The organism is Pseudomonas sp. MSSRFD41 (genome assembly GCF_014230245.1).
Classification (GTDB): domain Bacteria; phylum Pseudomonadota; class Gammaproteobacteria; order Pseudomonadales; family Pseudomonadaceae; genus Aquipseudomonas; species Aquipseudomonas piscis.
Genome location: NZ_JACKZK010000015.1, coordinates 1 through 15884, shown reverse-complemented (window position 1 = coordinate 15884; position 15884 = coordinate 1). Strand labels below are relative to the sequence as shown.

The 15884-nt window shown below is 63.2% G+C and carries 12 protein-coding genes; 5 read left to right on the top strand and 7 right to left on the bottom strand.

The annotated features are described in order from the left end of the window. Nucleotides 1-3 precede the first annotated feature (3 nt). From H7A76_RS21100 to lpxC, 4 genes are all read left to right on the top strand, one after another. Entirely contained in the window at nt 4-870 is an 867-nt protein-coding gene (locus tag H7A76_RS21100; protein ID WP_016966667.1) for a cell division protein FtsQ/DivIB, read from the top strand. Nucleotides 871-884: 14 nt separating this feature from the next. Then, nucleotides 885-2144, top strand: a complete 1260-nt coding sequence (gene ftsA / locus H7A76_RS21095; RefSeq protein ID WP_053131918.1) for a cell division protein FtsA — start codon at nt 885-887, stop codon at nt 2142-2144. Nucleotides 2145-2247: 103 nt separating this feature from the next. Further along, the gene (gene ftsZ, locus H7A76_RS21090; RefSeq protein WP_022640798.1) at nt 2248-3444 is read left to right on the top strand and encodes a cell division protein FtsZ; all 1197 of its coding nucleotides are present in this window, start codon (nt 2248-2250) and stop codon (nt 3442-3444) included. Between the two features lie 112 nt (nt 3445-3556). Next, entirely contained in the window at nt 3557-4468 is a 912-nt protein-coding gene (lpxC, locus tag H7A76_RS21085; protein ID WP_011063304.1) for a UDP-3-O-acyl-N-acetylglucosamine deacetylase, read from the top strand. A gap of 69 nt (nt 4469-4537) precedes the next feature. Here the strand turns inward: lpxC and H7A76_RS21080 are convergent, their stop codons facing one another. From H7A76_RS21080 to H7A76_RS21050, 7 genes are all read right to left on the bottom strand, one after another. Beyond that, the gene (locus tag H7A76_RS21080) at nt 4538-6061 is read right to left on the bottom strand and encodes a sensor domain-containing diguanylate cyclase (protein ID WP_185700296.1); all 1524 of its coding nucleotides are present in this window, start codon (nt 6059-6061) and stop codon (nt 4538-4540) included. Between the two features lie 138 nt (nt 6062-6199). Then, entirely contained in the window at nt 6200-7531 is a 1332-nt protein-coding gene (locus H7A76_RS21075; protein WP_185700295.1) for an OprD family porin, read from the bottom strand. A 189-nt stretch (nt 7532-7720) separates the two neighbouring features. After that, nucleotides 7721-7945: a hypothetical protein gene (locus tag H7A76_RS21070; protein ID WP_022640787.1), complete on the bottom strand. Its 225-nt coding sequence runs from the start codon at nt 7943-7945 to the stop codon at nt 7721-7723. Nucleotides 7946-8120: 175 nt separating this feature from the next. Next, a complete protein-coding gene (locus H7A76_RS21065; protein ID WP_185700294.1) occupies nt 8121-9485 on the bottom strand; it encodes a heavy metal sensor histidine kinase in 1365 nt (454 codons plus the stop codon). After that, nucleotides 9475-10152, bottom strand: a complete 678-nt coding sequence (locus H7A76_RS21060; protein WP_185700293.1) for a heavy metal response regulator transcription factor — start codon at nt 10150-10152, stop codon at nt 9475-9477. The genes H7A76_RS21065 and H7A76_RS21060 overlap by 11 nt, the downstream gene beginning before the upstream one ends. 8 nt (nt 10153-10160) lie before the next feature. Beyond that, nucleotides 10161-13256, bottom strand: coding sequence for a multidrug efflux RND transporter permease subunit (locus tag H7A76_RS21055; RefSeq protein ID WP_185700292.1), 3096 nt, complete (start codon nt 13254-13256; stop codon nt 10161-10163). Continuing rightward, a complete protein-coding gene (locus H7A76_RS21050; RefSeq protein ID WP_185700291.1) occupies nt 13253-14413 on the bottom strand; it encodes an efflux RND transporter periplasmic adaptor subunit in 1161 nt (386 codons plus the stop codon). Before H7A76_RS21050 ends, H7A76_RS21055 begins: the two co-directional genes overlap by 4 nt. 371 nt (nt 14414-14784) lie before the next feature. Here H7A76_RS21050 and H7A76_RS21045 point away from each other — a divergent pair. Beyond that, nucleotides 14785-15884: PAS domain-containing methyl-accepting chemotaxis protein (locus H7A76_RS21045; protein ID WP_185700290.1), on the top strand; the 1100-nt coding region annotated here is incomplete at its 3' end.

Genomic DNA, 15884 nt, shown 5'->3' with positions numbered 1-15884 from the left:
TCCATGCAAGGCGCATCGCTTCGTCATCAGCAACCCGCACCCGGCCGCAAGCCGGTGCCGCGGGGTGCCAGCCGGATGGTGGCCAAAGAGCCGATGTCAGTGCGCCTGCCGAAAGCCAATTTCGGCTTCCTGAAAAGCCTGTTCTGGCCCGTGTTGCTGGTGGCATTGGGGTTCGGCACCTACGAGGGCGCCCAGCGCCTTCTGCCCTATGCCGACCGGCCGATCACCAAGATCGCGGTGCAGGGGGACTTGAGCTACATCAGCCAGCAGGCGGTGCAGCAGCGAATCGCGCCTTACGTCGCGGCGAGCTTCTTCACCATCGACCTGGCGAGCATGCGCACCGAGCTGGAGCAGATGCCCTGGATCGCCCATGCCGAGGTACGCCGGGTGTGGCCGGACCAGGTGGTGATTCGCCTGGAAGAACAATTGCCCGTGGCCCGCTGGGGCGACGAGGCGCTGTTGAACAACCAGGGCCAGGCCTTCACCCCGCGTGAACTGGCGAACTATGAACACTTGCCGCAGTTGTTCGGGCCGCAGCGGGCCCAGCAGCAAGTGATGCAGCAGTATCAGGTGTTGAGCCAGATGCTGCGGCCGCTGGGCTTCTCGATTGCCCGTCTGGAACTGCGCGAGCGTGGCAGCTGGTTCCTGACCACCGGTGCCGGCAGTGCCGGGCCGGGAATCGAGTTGCTGCTGGGTCGCGATCATCTGGTGGAGAAGATGCGCCGCTTCATTGCCATTTATGAAAAAACGCTGAAAGAACAGATCACGAACATCGCGCGCATCGATCTGCGCTACGCCAACGGCCTGGCCGTCGGCTGGCGCGATCCGGCGGCACCCACGACGGCGCAGCCCGCCGTCGCGAAGAATTAAGAAGAGGCAGGACCATGGCAAATGTGCAAAGCGGCAAAATGATCGTCGGCCTGGATATCGGCACCTCCAAGGTGGTGGCGCTGGTGGGCGAAGTCGCGGCCGATGGCTCGCTGGAAATCGTCGGTATCGGTACCCATCCGTCCCGCGGCCTGAAGAAGGGCGTGGTGGTGAACATCGAGTCCACCGTGCAGTCGATCCAGCGGGCAGTGGAAGAGGCGCAACTGATGGCGGGCTGCCGCATCCACTCGGCGTTCGTCGGCGTGGCGGGCAATCACATCCGCAGCCTGAACTCCCACGGCATCGTGGCGATCCGCGACCGCGAGGTCAGCTCGGCGGACCTGGAACGGGTCCTGGACGCGGCCCAGGCGGTAGCGATCCCGGCGGACCAGCGGGTCCTGCACACCTTGCCGCAGGACTACGTGATCGATAACCAGGAAGGCGTGCGCGAGCCCCTGGGCATGTCCGGCGTGCGCCTGGAAGCCAAGGTCCACGTGGTGACCTGCGCGGTCAACGCGGCGCAGAACATCGAGAAGTGCGTACGTCGCTGCGGCCTGGAAATCGACGACATCATCCTCGAGCAACTGGCCTCGGCCTATGCGGTGCTCACCGACGACGAGAAGGAGCTGGGCGTCTGCCTGGTGGATATCGGCGGCGGTACCACCGACATGGCGATCTTCACCGAAGGCGCGATTCGCCACACCGCGGTGATCCCGATCGCCGGCGACCAGGTGACCAACGACATCGCCATGGCCCTGCGGACTCCGACCCAGTACGCCGAAGAGATCAAGATCCGCTACGCCTGCGCCCTGGCCAAGCTGGCCGGTGCCGGCGAAACCATCAAGGTGCCGAGCGTCGGCGACCGTCCGCCGCGCGAACTGTCGCGCCAGGCCCTGGCCGAGGTGGTCGAGCCGCGCTACGACGAGCTGTTCACCCTGATCCAGGCCGAGCTGCGTCGCAGCGGCTACGAGGACCTGATCCCGGCGGGCATCGTGCTCACCGGCGGCACCTCGAAGATGGAAGGCGCGGTGGAGCTGGCCGAGGAGATTTTCCACATGCCGGTGCGCCTGGGCGTGCCCCACAGTGTCAAGGGCCTGACCGACGTCGTGCGCAACCCGATCTATTCCACCGGTGTCGGCCTGTTGCAGTACGGATTGCAGAAGCAGTCCGACGGTATCCAGTTCTCCGGTATCGGCAACCGCGACAGCTACAGCAGCGACGAGCCCAAGGCCGCCTTGCTCGATCGCATCAAGAGCTGGGTCCAGGGCAACTTCTGATACACGGCTCCAAGCAGCAGGTTTCAAGCGGTAGGCAGTAAAGCAGCAGGCAACAAAGCAGTAGGCAGTAGGCGAAAAATTAGAGAATGAAAGGAGAGGGAAAATGTTCGAACTCGTAGACAACATCCCGCAAAGTCCGGTAATCAAGGTTATCGGCGTGGGCGGTGGCGGCGGCAACGCGGTCAATCACATGGTCAAGAGCAACATCGAAGGCGTCGAGTTCATCTGCGCCAACACCGATGCTCAGGCGCTGAAGAACATCGGCGCGCGGACCATCCTGCAACTGGGTACCGGTGTGACCAAGGGCCTGGGCGCGGGTGCCAATCCGGAAGTCGGCCGTCAGGCTGCCCTGGAGGACCGCGAGCGTATCGCCGAAGTACTGGCGGGCACCAACATGGTGTTCATCACCACTGGCATGGGCGGCGGTACCGGTACCGGTGCGGCGCCGATCATCGCCGAAGTGGCCAAGGAAATGGGCATCCTCACCGTCGCGGTGGTCACTCGTCCGTTCCCGTTCGAAGGCCGCAAGCGCATGCAGATCGCCGATGAAGGCATTCGCGCATTGAGCGAAAGCGTCGACTCGTTGATCACCATCCCCAACGAGAAGCTGCTGACCATCCTGGGCAAGGATGCCAGCCTGCTGTCCGCCTTCGCCAAGGCCGACGACGTGCTGGCCGGTGCCGTTCGCGGTATCTCCGACATCATCAAGCGTCCGGGCATGATCAACGTCGACTTCGCCGACGTTCGTACCGTGATGAGCGAAATGGGCATGGCGATGATGGGTACCGGCTGCGCCAGCGGTCCTAACCGTGCACGTGAAGCCACCGAGGCGGCGATCCGCAACCCGCTGCTCGAGGACGTCAACCTGGAGGGCGCTCGCGGCATCCTGGTGAACATCACCGCCGGTCCCGACTTGTCCCTGGGCGAGTACTCCGACGTGGGTAGCATCATCGAGGCCTTCGCTTCCGAGCACGCCATGGTCAAGGTCGGTACCGTTATCGATCCGGACATGCGTGACGAGTTGCACGTGACCGTGGTGGCCACCGGCCTGGGCGCGAAGATCGAGAAGCCTGTGAAGGTCATCGACAATACCGTTCAGACCTCCATGTCGTCCGCGCAGTCGCAAGCGCCAGCCCCTGCTCGCCAGGAGCTGCCGTCGGTGAACTACCGCGACCTGGATCGTCCGACCGTCATGCGTAATCAGGCGCAATCGAACGCGGCGACCGCAGCGAAGTTGAATCCGCAAGATGATCTGGACTACCTGGACATCCCGGCATTCCTGCGTCGTCAGGCCGATTGATGGAGTGCATCAGGGGTATTAGGGTGATTGGTGTTCAGCAAAGGCGTGGTCTGCTATTATCGCCAGCCTTTGTTGATACCAGTTCGCAATTTGCGCTGAAGCGGCCCAAGCCATGATTAAACAACGCACCCTGAAGAATATTATCCGTGCCACAGGTGTAGGCCTGCATTCCGGGGAGAAGGTATACCTGACCCTCAAGCCTGCGCCTGTCGACACCGGCATTGTGTTTTGTCGTGCCGACCTGGACCCTGTGGTGCAGATTCCTGCTCGCGCGGAAAACGTTGGCGAGACCACCATGTCGACCACTCTGGTCAATGGTGACGTCAAAGTGGACACGGTGGAGCACTTGCTCTCGGCCATGGCTGGCCTGGGCATCGATAACGCCTACGTCGAGCTCTCCGCGTCCGAAGTCCCGATCATGGACGGTAGCGCCGGACCCTTCGTATTCCTGATTCAATCTGCTGGCCTCGAAGAACAGGACGCAGCTAAAAAGTTCATCCGCATCCTTCGTGAAGTGACAGTGGAAGACGGCGACAAGCGCGCCACTTTCGTGCCTTTCGATGGTTTTAAAGTGAGCTTCGAGATCGATTTCGATCACCCGGTTTTCCGTGACCGCACCCAGAGTGCAAGCGTGGACTTCTCCAGTACTTCTTTCGTAAAAGAAGTCAGTCGCGCCCGTACCTTTGGTTTCATGAGTGACATCGAGTACCTGCGCAAGCACAACCTCGCACTCGGCGGTAGCGTGGAAAACGCCATTGTGGTCGATTCGGATGGCGTACTGAATGAAGACGGTCTTCGTTACGAAGACGAATTCGTCAAGCACAAGATCCTGGATGCAATTGGTGACCTCTACCTGCTGGGCAACAGCCTGATAGGTGAGTTCAAAGGCTTCAAGTCGGGCCACGCCCTGAACAACCAACTCCTGCGCAAGTTGATTGAGCAGAAGGATGCTTGGGAAGTGGTGACCTTCGAAGATGCCAGCACTGCACCGATCTCTTACATGCGTCCAGTCGCGGCCGTGTAAGTAATACTCTCTTTCCTTTTATTTTGAAGGCCATCCCCCCGGATGGCCTTTTTTTATGTCCGCGATATTTCAGGCGTTGCGCCTGGAGTGGCCTTGGGACATGTTGGAAACCACGCGATTGCGGCCGCTGGACTTGGCCTGGTAGAGGGCCTTGTCGGCGTTGCCTACCCAGTCTTCCTGGTGAATACCGGGGTTGCCCGACCAGGTGTTGATACCGATGCTGACGGTCAGGCAAGCGGCATGCTCGGCAACGGCCGGCAGTGCCTCGATGCTGGCGCGGATCTTCTCGGCCAGCAGCGAAGCGCCGGCCGTATCGGTGCCGGGCAGGATCACCGCGAACTCCTCGCCGCCATAACGCGCCGCCAGGTCTGTCGGGCGACCCACGCAAGCGGCGATGTTCTGCGCCACCAGGCGCAAGGCCTGATCCCCCAGGGGATGGCCGAAACGGTCGTTGAAGGACTTGAAGTGATCGATATCGATCATCAACAGCGACAGCGGCTGGAGCGAGCGCTGGGCCCTGGCCCATTCGTTTTTCAGGGCCAGGTCCAGGCTTCGGCGATTGGCCAGGCCAGTCAGTTCGTCCACGGCGGCGAGGCGTGCCAGTTCCTGTTCGGCGTTATGCCGGCGTCGTAGCTCGCGGCACAGCAACAGGGTCAGCCATAGCAGAGCGATGCACAGGGCTCCGGTGGCGCCGCTGACCAGCAGCGCGGTGCGGCGCCAGGAGCTGAAGACCTCATCGATGGACAACGCGACAATCACGATCAGCGGCAGGTCGCCCACCTGGGAAAAGGTATACAGCCGGTGCGTCTGATCCACGCTGGACACCCCGCTGAAGCTGCCATTGCCTTCGTGGAGGATGCGTACGAAGTTGGGGCGATTGCTGAAACTCTTGCCGATCAGGTCGTCGGCCAGGGGTGGTTGCTGGGCGAGCAGAAAGCCATCGCGGCTGATCAGGTTGATCGTGCCGTTGCGGCCGATGTCCAGATTCTTGAACAGTTCATTGAAGTAGCTCAGGCGCATGGCCGCTTCGGCTACACCGATGAACTCGCCATTCTCGTTGCTCAGTCGACGACTGAAGCTGATCCGCCAGTCATGCTCGGCGGTGCGGGCGCGGAACGGAGGGCTGATCATCATCCTCGGGTCCGGGTTGTCGATATGTGGGCGAAAGTATTCGCGATCGGCGAAATTGCCCCTGCGAGGCACAACCGAAGCCGAGTCGGCAAGCACATCGCCGTGCTTGTCCAGCAACAGGATATCGCCCTTGTACGGCGCGGCGGTGGCTCGGTCGAACAGCGCCAGATGACGGATAGGCGCCGAAACGTTCTTCAGGTCGTTGCGTTGCGCTGCACTGATCAGTCCCTTGAGGGACAGGTCGTAAAGTTCGACGTTGCGCAATACGTCGGCGTCGATCAGTTGCACGATATTGTTGGCGGAACGGATGGCGGCCTGTTCGGCAGTACGGTGTTCACGGATCAACAGGTAGGTGACGATACTGAGAATGGCCACGACGATCAGTGAACTGATCAGGACCAGCAGACGTTCAGGATTTGACGCGATCTTCCCTGTGCGGGGTGTCGCACGACTCACGCTCATGATTTTGATTTCTGCTACGTCGACGGGTTTAAGTCTAGTGTGGACGTGGGCTACAGAAATCGGTCACGTCTGCGCGCTATATAAATCCCGCCTGAACAAAAGGCCAGCAAAACCTGCTGGCCTTCCATTTATAGCGTCTTAGAAGACATTGATCGGGTAGTCGACGATCACACGGTATTCGTCGGTGTCGTTATCCACGACGCGGTAACCATTGCCACCCCGATTGGTTGCCCATTGCAGGCGTACCGCCAGGTCCTTGGCCTTGCCGCCCTGCACCACATACTTGAGATCCAGGTCACGTTCCCAGTGCTTGGCATGCTTGCCATCGGCGCTGTACCAGTTGGCATAACCAGGGCTGTCCGGGTTGACCTTGGTCAGGTCCAGCTCGCCGCGCGAATAGGACAGCGCCGAGGTCAGGCCGGGCAGGCCGATGCCGGCGAAGTCATAGGCGTACTTGAGCTTCCACGAGCGCTCGTTGGGGCCGTTGAAGTCCGAGTACTGCTGGGAGTTGTCCAGGTAGATGCTGTCACCCTGGGTGATGTAGTCGAACGGTGTATTGCCGTTGACCCGCTGGTAGGCGGCGGTGACGCTGTGGCTGCCTACGCCGACGGTGAAGTGCAGGCTGTAGGTGTTGTTGTCGATGTTGCCCAGCAGCGCCTTGCCGGTGTCCTGGGTGTGGTAGTAGTGCAGGCCCGGGTTGAGGCTGACCAGGTCGTTGACCGCGTAGGTGTAGTCCAGGTCGTAGTAGTACTGGTTCCAGATGTCCTTGAGCTCGGAAGCATAGAGGCTGCTGGTCAGCCCCGGTACGCCGCTCCAGGCCACCCCGGCCCAGTTCAGGTGGCGGCTTTCATCATGGCTGGGCAAGGTGCCGTAGGCGGTACCGATGCGCTTGTGGCCGCTCTGGTTGTAGAGCTTGGTGAAGCTGGCCTGGCCGCCTTCGATCAACCAGCCGTCGAAGCTGTGGTTGGTCAGGCTCACGCCACGGAAGGTCTGCGGCAGCATGCGGCTCATGCCGCCGGCGATCACCGGGTTGTTGAGGAACAGGTCGCCGGCTTTCAGTTCGGTGTCGAAGGCGCGCATCTTCAGGGTCGCGCCAGCGGTGGAGAAGGAGCCCGGGGCTTTGCCGCCGTCCTTGCCGCTACGGCTGATCGGCAGGATGCTCGAGCCGTCGGTGCCGCCACCGCCATCGAGCTTGAGGCCGAGCATGGCATTGGCATCCACGCCGAAACCGACGGTGCCTTCGGTATAACCGGACTGGAAAACCCCCAGCAAGCCCTGGCCCCACTCGATGTTGTCATCGTTGTGCTGCTGGCGGTTGCGGTGCATGTAGTAGTTGCGAGCGTTGAGCTTGAGGCTCGAACCGGCGACGAAACCTTCGGTCGCGCTGTCCTCGGCGGCTAGTCCAAGGCTTGGGATAGTTGCAGCGATTGCAATGAATAGCGGGCTGACCTTCAGTGAAGTCCTAAACAACGTATTGCTCCTTTGGTGGGTGAAGATGATTTTTTATTTTGAATTCGGTGTGTTCTTGTTCTGTAGATGACGAACATGCCGCGGGTTTCTCCACGACAAAAAAAAGCCGCTGGATTCAGCGGCTTTAAGACAACTTACTCCGGTGTAGAGCGCAGAGAAGTTATCGAGGGAAACGAGTCGGTGGCGCGATCAACTGTCCTTTCGGGCATCAGCCTTGCTGTGCTCGGCAGTGATCTTCTGGGCTTGCTGACTGTTCTGCTGCTGGGCCGCCTGGGCGATCTGTGCTTGTTCGAACGCGGCGGCGCGTGCGGCATTGCGTGCGACGAAAGCCTGGGATTCTTCGGCCATGGCGGCAGGCGCCACGAACAGGGAAGACAAGACGAACGCGCTGGCAATACCCATGCTGTTGGACATTTCTGAAGACCTTCTTGCAGTGCAAGTTCAATTCGGTACGACAAAAATATAACCACGATGAGGCTGGAAAAAGAGCCGAACAGGATAAGGACTGTTACCAAAAAAACAACAGTCAAGAGCGCGATGGTTGCAGGATTTTGCCGCCTCTTGTCCCAGGTCAGGGGGCGCGGTGGTTTCAGCGGGGCAGGTAGAGACCGAAGGTGTTGATGCCCCGATCGCTGTGCACGAAGACGTCGCCGCCATGCATCAGGGCGATGGCCTTGACGATGGCCAGGCCCAATCCATGGTTGGCGCCGCTGTTGCTGCGCGAGGCATCGACCCGGTAGAAACGCTCGAACAAGCGTGGCAGGTGCTCGCTGGCGATGCCCTGACCCGGGTTGCTGACGGCGATCGCCACGTGCCGTTCCTGAACCTCGATCCGGACCCGGATCACTTCGCCGGCGGCGGTGTGCTGCACGGCGTTGCTCAGCAGGTTGATCAGCGCCCGGCGCAAGTGGGCGATCTCGATCCGGACCTGGGCGTCGCCTTCCACCTCGACCCTGACCTGGGCGTCTTCGAGGATGAAGTCCAGGTAGTCCAGGGTGGTCGCCACCTCGGTGGCCAGGGAAGCGCTGGTGAGCTTGGTGGCCTTGCTGCCCTGGTCGGCGCTGGCCAGGAACAGCATGTCGTTGACGATCGAGCGCAACCGTTCCAGTTCTTCGAGGTTGGATTGCAGCACCTCGAAGTAGTGCTCCGCGGAGCGTCCCCGGGTCAGGGCCACCTGGGTCTGGCCGATCAGGTTGGTCAGCGGCGAGCGCAGCTCATGGGCCACGTCGGCGTTGAACGATTCCAGGCGCGAGTAAGCCATCTCGACCCGCTCCAGGGTGGAGTTGAACGAGTTGACGAACTGGCTCAGCTCCGGCGGCAGCGGTGACAACTGCAGGCGCCCCGAGAGTCGTGGCGGGGCCAGGCGCTGGGCCTCCTGGGACAGCTTGATCAGCGGCTTGAGGCCGATCCGCGCCACCCAATAGCCCAGGGCCGAGGCCAGCAGCACGCCGACGATGGCCAGGCCGATCAGGGCCATCAACAGGCGGTGCTGGGTCTGGTGGAAGGTCTCGGTATCGATGGCGATCAAAAAGCGCAGGGGCGGGCGCTGTTCCCTGGCTGGCAACTGGCTGACCAGCACCCGCAACGGATAGGGATGCTCGTCCAGGCTCAAGTCGCGCATGCCCAGCGGGCCCTGGGCGAAGGCGCGGATCCGTGCATCGGGGTTGCCGTACTCATAGTCCGGGTCGCCACTGATGGCCCAGAAGCGGATGCGCTTGTCTTCCTCGCTGAGCAGCTTGAGCTTGGCGCTGATCTTGCCCCAGTGCTCCGGGTTGCCATAGCGGGTCAGGGCCGACTCCAGCACGCTGTAGCGCGCTTCCAGCTCGGCCTCCGGCAACAGGCCCAGGCCCTTGTCCACCTGTTGATAGAGCGCCCCGCCGATCAGCAGGAAGATCAGCAGCGCCACCAGGGTGAACAGCCCGCTCAGGCGCAGGGCGATGGAGTTACTCGGCACTGCGGTTCTCCAGCACGTAGCCCATGCCGCGGATGGTATGCAGCAGCTTGTGTTCGAAAGGCCCGTCGAGCTTGGCTCGCAGGCGTTTGATCGCCACCTCCACGACGTTGGCGTCGCTGTCGAAATTGATGTCCCAGACCATCTCGGCAATCGCGGTCTTGGAGAGGATCTCGCCCTGGCGCCGGGCCAGCACGCTGAGCAGCGAGAACTCCTTGGCGGTCAGGTCCAGGCGGGTGCCGGCGCGGCTGGCCTTGCGGCTGATCAGGTCGATCCACAGGTCGGCGATGCTGATCTGCACCGGCTCGTGGCCGCCGCTGCGTCGGGTCAGGGCCTGCAGCCGGGCCACCAGTTCGAGGAAGGAGAACGGCTTGCCCAGGTAGTCGTCGGCGCCGTCGCGCAGGCCCTTGATCCGGTCCTCGACCCGCTCGCGGGCGGTGAGCATGATCACCGGGGTCTGCTTGCGTGCGCGCAGGGCCCGCAGCACGCCGAAGCCATCCAGACCCGGCAGCATCACGTCGAGCACTATCACTGCGTAATCGCTTTCCAGCGCCAGGTGCAGGCCTTCGATGCCATCACGGGCCAGGTCCACGGTGTAGCCTTGCTCGGTCAGCCCGCGATGCAGGTAGTCCGCGGTTTTTTCTTCGTCTTCGATGATCAGGACGCGCATGACCCGCCTCAGGAATTGGTTGCTGGCGCCAGGGCCGGTCGTGGCCGGTGGAACAGCCGCTCGAGCCACAAGTATATGACCGGGGTAGTGAACAGCGTCAGCGCCTGGCTCACCAGCAGGCCGCCGACCACGGCGATGCCCAGGGGCTGGCGCAACTCGGCGCCGGTGCCGTAGCCGAGCATCAGTGGCAGGGCGCCGAGCAGGGCGGCCAGGGTGGTCATGATGATCGGCCGCAAGCGCGTGACGCAGGCCTGGTGGATCGCCTCCTGCGCAGGCAGGCCACCATTGCGCTGGGCCTCCAGGGCGAAGTCGATCATCAGGATGCCGTTCTTCTTGACGATGCCGATCAGCAGCACCAGGCCGATCAGCGCCATGATCGAGAAGTCCTGGCCACACAGCCAGAGCATCAGCAGGGCGCCCAGGCCCGCCGAGGGCAGGGTGGAGATGATGGTCAAAGGATGCACGAAGCTCTCGTACAGCACCCCGAGGATGATGTAGACCGCCACCAGCGCCGCCAGGATCAGGTACGGCTGGCTGGCCAGGGAGCTCTGGAACGCCTGGGCCGCACCCTGGAAGTTGCCGCTGATGGCTGCCGGCATGCCGATCTCGCGCTTGGCCTGGTCCAGCAGGATCACCGCATCGCCCAGGGCCACGCCGGGAGCCAGGTTGAACGACAGGTTGGCCGCCGGGAACATGCCCTCGTGGGCGATCGACAACGGTCCCACGGTGGGTGCATCGAAGCGCGCCAGGGCCGAGAGCGGGACCATCTGCCCGGTCAGCGGCGAGCGCAGGTAGAAGTAGTCGAGGCTCTCGGCTTTGCCGCGCTGTTGGGTATCGAGCTCCAGGATCACGTTGTACTGGTTGACCTGGGTCTGGAATTCGTTGATCTGGCGCTGGCCGAAGGCGTCGTACAACGCCTCGTCGACATCGCTGGCGGTCAGGCCGAAGCGTGCCGCAGCGATCCGGTCGATCTCTATGTGGGTGATGCTGCCGCCCAGTTGCAGGTCGTTGGAAATATCGCGAAAGGCCGGGTTGCCGCGCAGTTTCTCGGTCAGGCGCTGGGTCCAGGTGCTCAGGGTCGCACCGTCGTTGCTCTTGAGCACGTACTGGTACTGGGCGCGGCTGGGACCCGAGCTGAGGTTGATGTCCTGGCCGGCCCGCAGGTAGAGGGTGATGCCCGGCACCTTCATCAATTGCGGGCGGATGCGGTCGATGAAGGCGCTGGCGGAGACGTCCCGCTCGCCGCGTTTTTTCAGCGAGATCCAGAAGCGGCCATTGGCGATGGTCTGGTTGCTGCCGGACACCCCCACCGAATGGGAGAACGCCTGCACCGCCGGGTCGGCGGCGACGATCTGGGCCAGGGCCTGGTGTTTCTTCACCATGTCCGGATAGGAAATGTCCGCCGCGGCCTCGGTGGTGCCGAGGACGAAGCCGGTGTCTTGCACCGGGAAGAAGCCCTTGGGAATCAGGATGTAGCCGGCGATGGCCATGCCCAGGGTCAGGGCGAAGATGCCCAGCATCAGTTTCTGGTGCGCCAGGGCCCGGCGCAGGCCACGCTCGTACAGGGCCAGCAGGCGCTCGCCGAAGCCCGGCTTGCGATGGGGCGGATGCACTGGGGCGCGCATGAACAGCGCCGCCAGGGTCGGGGCCAGGGTCAGCGAGACCACCACCGAGATCATGAGGGTCGAGGTGGCGGTCAGGGCGAACTCCTTGAACAGCCGACCCACCACGCCGCCCATGAACAGCAGCGGAATGAACGCCGCCACCAGGGAGAAGCTGATGGACACCACGGTGAAGCCGATTTCCCCGGCGCCCTTGATCGCCGCTTCGCACATGCCATCGCCGGCTTCCAGGTGCCGGTGGATGTTCTCCACCACCACGATGGCATCGTCCACCACGAAACCCACGGCGATGACGATGGCTACCAGGGTCAGGTTGTTCAGGCTGAAGCCCATCACGTACATCAGCGCGCAACTGGCGGTCAGGGATACCCCCAGCACCGCCGAGACGATCAGGGTCGCCGACCACTGGCGCAGGAACAGCGCCATCACCGCTACCACCAGCAGCACGGCAATCAGCAGGGTGATCTCCACCTCATGCAGCGAAGCGCGGATGGTCTGGGTGCGGTCCACCAGCACCTTGACCTGCACCGAGGCCGGCAGCATCGCCTCCAGGCCCGGCAGGGCGGCCTGGATCCGGTCCACGGTCTCGACGATGTTGGCGCCCGGCTGGCGCGAGATCACCAGGTTGACCCCGGGCTGGTCGCCGGACCAGGCCTGGACATAGGCGTCTTCCGGGCCATCCACCACCCGGGCCACGTCCTGCAAGCGCACTGGCGCGCCGTTCTTGTACGACACGATCAACTGGCCGTACTCCTCGGGATGGAACAGCTGGTCGTTGGTGGACAGGGTGGAGATGCTCGAGGCGCCGTACAGTGCGCCCTTGGCCAGGTTGAGGCTGGTCTGCTGGATCGCCAGGCGGATGTCGGCCAGGGTCAGGCCGATGGCCGCCAGCTTGTCCGCCGAGGCCTGGACGCGGATGGCCGGGCGTTGCTGACCGGTGATGTTGATCTGGCCGACCCCGTCGATCTGGCTGAGTTGCCGGGCCAGCAGGGTCTCGGCGTAGTCGCTCAGTTCGGTCCCGGGCATCTGCGTGGAGCTGATGCTGAGGATCAGCACCGGGCTGTCCGCCGGGTTGACCTTCTTCCAGGTAGGTAGCGTGGGCATGTCCTTGGGCAGCTTGCCGGCCGCGGTGTTGATCGCCGCCTGCACTTCCTGGGCGGCGGTGTCGATGCTCTTGTCCAGGGAGAATTGCAAGGTCAGCAGGCTGGTGCCCAGGGCGCTGCTGGAGGTCATCTGGGTCATGCCGGGGATGGCGCTGAATTGCACTTCCAGGGGCGTGGCCACCGAGGAGGCCATAGTGTCCGGACTGGCCCCGGGCAAGGCCGCCGAGACCTGGATGGTGGGGAACTCGGCCTCCGGCAGTGGCGCCACCGGCAGCCGCGGGAAGGCGATCAGGCCCAGCAATACCAGGGCAAAGGTCAGCAGGACGGTGGCGACCGGATGATCGATGCACCAGGCGGAGATCGAGCCATGGCCCTTCATGGCTTGGGTTCCTGGACCTGGGCCACTGGCGGCGGATCGCCCACCACCTGGACCCGTGCGCCGGGCTTGAGCCGCGACTGGCCGTCGCTGACCAGCACATCGCCGGCCTGGACCCCGGAAATGATATTCAGGGCGCTGTCCTGGTACAGCACCTGCACCGGCACGGCTTCCACCTTGTCGCCCTTGACCCGGTACACGAAACGCTGGTCCAGGCCGCGCTGGACCACGGTCGGCGGTACGGTCAGCGCGCCCTGGTCCAGGGCGGTCTGGATCTGCACCGTCACCAACTGCCCAGGCCAGAGCGCCTGGCGAGCATTGTCGAACTCGGCCTTGGCGCGCAGGGTGCCGGTATCGCTGTTGATCTGGTTGTCGATCAGGGTCATGTGGCCGTTGCCCAGCAACGCCCCGGGGTGGTCGCCGTCGGCGCCCAGGTAGGCCTTGACCGCCGCTGGATCCTGGGCCTGGATCAGGCCTTGCAGGGTGGGCAGCATCTGCTGGGGCAGGGAGAACTCCACGGCGATGGGATCGATCTGGGTCACCGAGAACAGGCCCTGGCTGTCGGTCGTGCGCAGGACGTTGCCTTCATCCACGGTACGAATACCCACTCGCCCAGTAACTGGAGAGCGGATCTGGGTGTAGGAGAGCTGTACCAGGGCGGCATCGATGGCCGCCTGGTTGCCCTGGACCGTGGCGTTGAGCTGGTTGACCAGGGCCAGTTGCTGGTCGTAGGTCTGCTTGGAAACCCCGTCATCCACCGACAGCAGCTTGTAGCGCTTGAGGTTGACCTGGGCCACCTGGAGCTGCGCCTGGTTCTGCGCCAGTTGGGCCCGGGCCTGGTCCAGGGCGGCACGGATCGCCCGGTCGTCGATGGTGGCCAGCAGGTCGCCGGTCTTGACCAGTTGCCCCTCCTTGACCAGCAACCGGGTGAGGATGCCATCCACCTGGGGCCGGATGACCACGCTGTGCAGCGACAGCACCGTGCCGATGCCGCTGGTGTAGCGCGGCAGGTCCTGGCGGAGCACCTCCACCACCCGTACCGGAATCGCCGTGGGGGCGGCCGATCTGGCGGTCGTCGGCCGGCACAGGAACCATGCCCCAATGGCGACGAGGGCCACGAGCAGCGTGGCGGTGACGGCGATTTTCTTGGCGATGGACATGGGGGAGGCGCCGGGGGCAGTGATGTCGGAAAGATGGCCAGGATCTGTGGACAGTTATATTCCGGCGACCGGGTCAGCAGCGTGACGGCCAGCTGTCAGCGCTGTCAGAAAACCTCTCTTGCGGCCCTATGCGCGCCGTCGTTGCGACGCTGGGCTGATCATCACGCCAAGACTCGCGACCTGGCAGCGCCGGACACCGGCGCACGCCATGCGCCACCGCGAAAATGGCCGATAATGCGGCGATATGCGCTTTTTCAAGGACGATGATGGCTAAATGCTTTAAAACTGAGCTGGATCAGTATTTGTGCTTTCAGTGCGCTTAGAGTCAGCAGCCCTTCTGATTCCACCCAACAATTACGAGCGCGCTATCCATGAAGATCAACCTTCCGGTTACTGGGCGAAACGTGGACTTTGCCCCTGATGCGAACATCCTCTCGACCACCGATCTGACCAGCGCGATCACCTACGCCAACCCTGATTTCATCAATATCAGTGGCTACAGCCGTGAGGAATTGCTGGGCTCTCCCCATAACTTGCTGCGCCATCCAGACATGCCGACGGCGGCGTTCGCCCATATGTGGCGGACTCTCAAGCGTGGCCGTTCGTGGATGGGCATGGTCAAGAACCGCTGCAAGAACGGCGATCACTATTGGGTCAGCGCCTACGTTACTCCCGTGACCCGCGACGGCCAGGCGGTGGAGTACCAATCGGTGCGGACCAAGCCCAGCCCGCAACAGGTGGAGGCCGCCGAGCGGGCCTATGGCCGCCTGAACAACCCGGGACCGTCCTGGTCGAGCCTGTTGCCGGTGCTGAGCCTGCGCTTGCGACTGTGGGCCTGGATCAGCGCCAGCTTCATCGGCACCTTCGGCATCTCGGTCTGGCTATTGCCGCAATCATGGATATACCAGGGCGTGGCGGTGGCCCTGGGTTGCTGCCTGGGCTCGTTGGGCGTCGGCTGGCAGTTGCGGCCATTGGGACGCCTGACCGAACGGGCCCGGCAGATCGGCGACAACCCCTTGAGCCAGGGCATCTATACCGGGCGGGCGGATGAATTCGGGCGTATCGAGTTCGCCCTGCAGATGCTCGAGGCCCAGGTCGGCGCGGTGGTGGGGCGTATCGGCGACGCTTCCCAGCGGCTGGCCGGGCATGCGTCCGAGCTGGTGGAGCACTTGCATTGCAGCCACAACAGCACCCTGGAACAGCAGGCGGAAACCGATCAGGTAGCGGCGGCGATCAACCAGATGGCGGCCAGCGTGGCCGAGGTGGCCACCCATGCCCAGCAGGCTTCGGTGGCGGCCGACCAGGCGGAGAGCGAAACCCGCGAGGGCCACCTGTTAGTGGGGGAAAGCCGCAGCGCGGTGCTGCGCCTGGCCAACGAGCTGGAACGGGCCACTGAAGTCATCCATCAATTGGAAAGCCACAGCATCGACATTTCCGGGGTGCTGGAGGTGATCCGCAGCATCGCCGAGCA

What these genes read in the sequence shown, in the direction of transcription:
- ftsZ (WP_022640798.1), top strand. Translation starts at nt 2,248, where the DNA reads ATGTTCGAACTCGTAGACAACATCCCGCAAAGTCCGGTAATCAAGGTT.
- H7A76_RS21060 (WP_185700293.1), bottom strand. Translation starts at nt 10,152, where the DNA reads ATGCGCGTCCTGATCATCGAAGACGAAGAAAAAACCGCGGACTACCTG.
- ftsA (WP_053131918.1), top strand. Translation starts at nt 885, where the DNA reads ATGGCAAATGTGCAAAGCGGCAAAATGATCGTCGGCCTGGATATCGGC.
- H7A76_RS21070 (WP_022640787.1), bottom strand. Translation starts at nt 7,945, where the DNA reads ATGTCCAACAGCATGGGTATTGCCAGCGCGTTCGTCTTGTCTTCCCTG.
- H7A76_RS21080 (WP_185700296.1), bottom strand. Translation starts at nt 6,061, where the DNA reads ATGAGCGTGAGTCGTGCGACACCCCGCACAGGGAAGATCGCGTCAAAT.
- H7A76_RS21050 (WP_185700291.1), bottom strand. Translation starts at nt 14,413, where the DNA reads ATGTCCATCGCCAAGAAAATCGCCGTCACCGCCACGCTGCTCGTGGCC.
- H7A76_RS21055 (WP_185700292.1), bottom strand. Translation starts at nt 13,256, where the DNA reads ATGAAGGGCCATGGCTCGATCTCCGCCTGGTGCATCGATCATCCGGTC.
- H7A76_RS21100 (WP_016966667.1), top strand. Translation starts at nt 4, where the DNA reads ATGCAAGGCGCATCGCTTCGTCATCAGCAACCCGCACCCGGCCGCAAG.
- lpxC (WP_011063304.1), top strand. Translation starts at nt 3,557, where the DNA reads ATGATTAAACAACGCACCCTGAAGAATATTATCCGTGCCACAGGTGTA.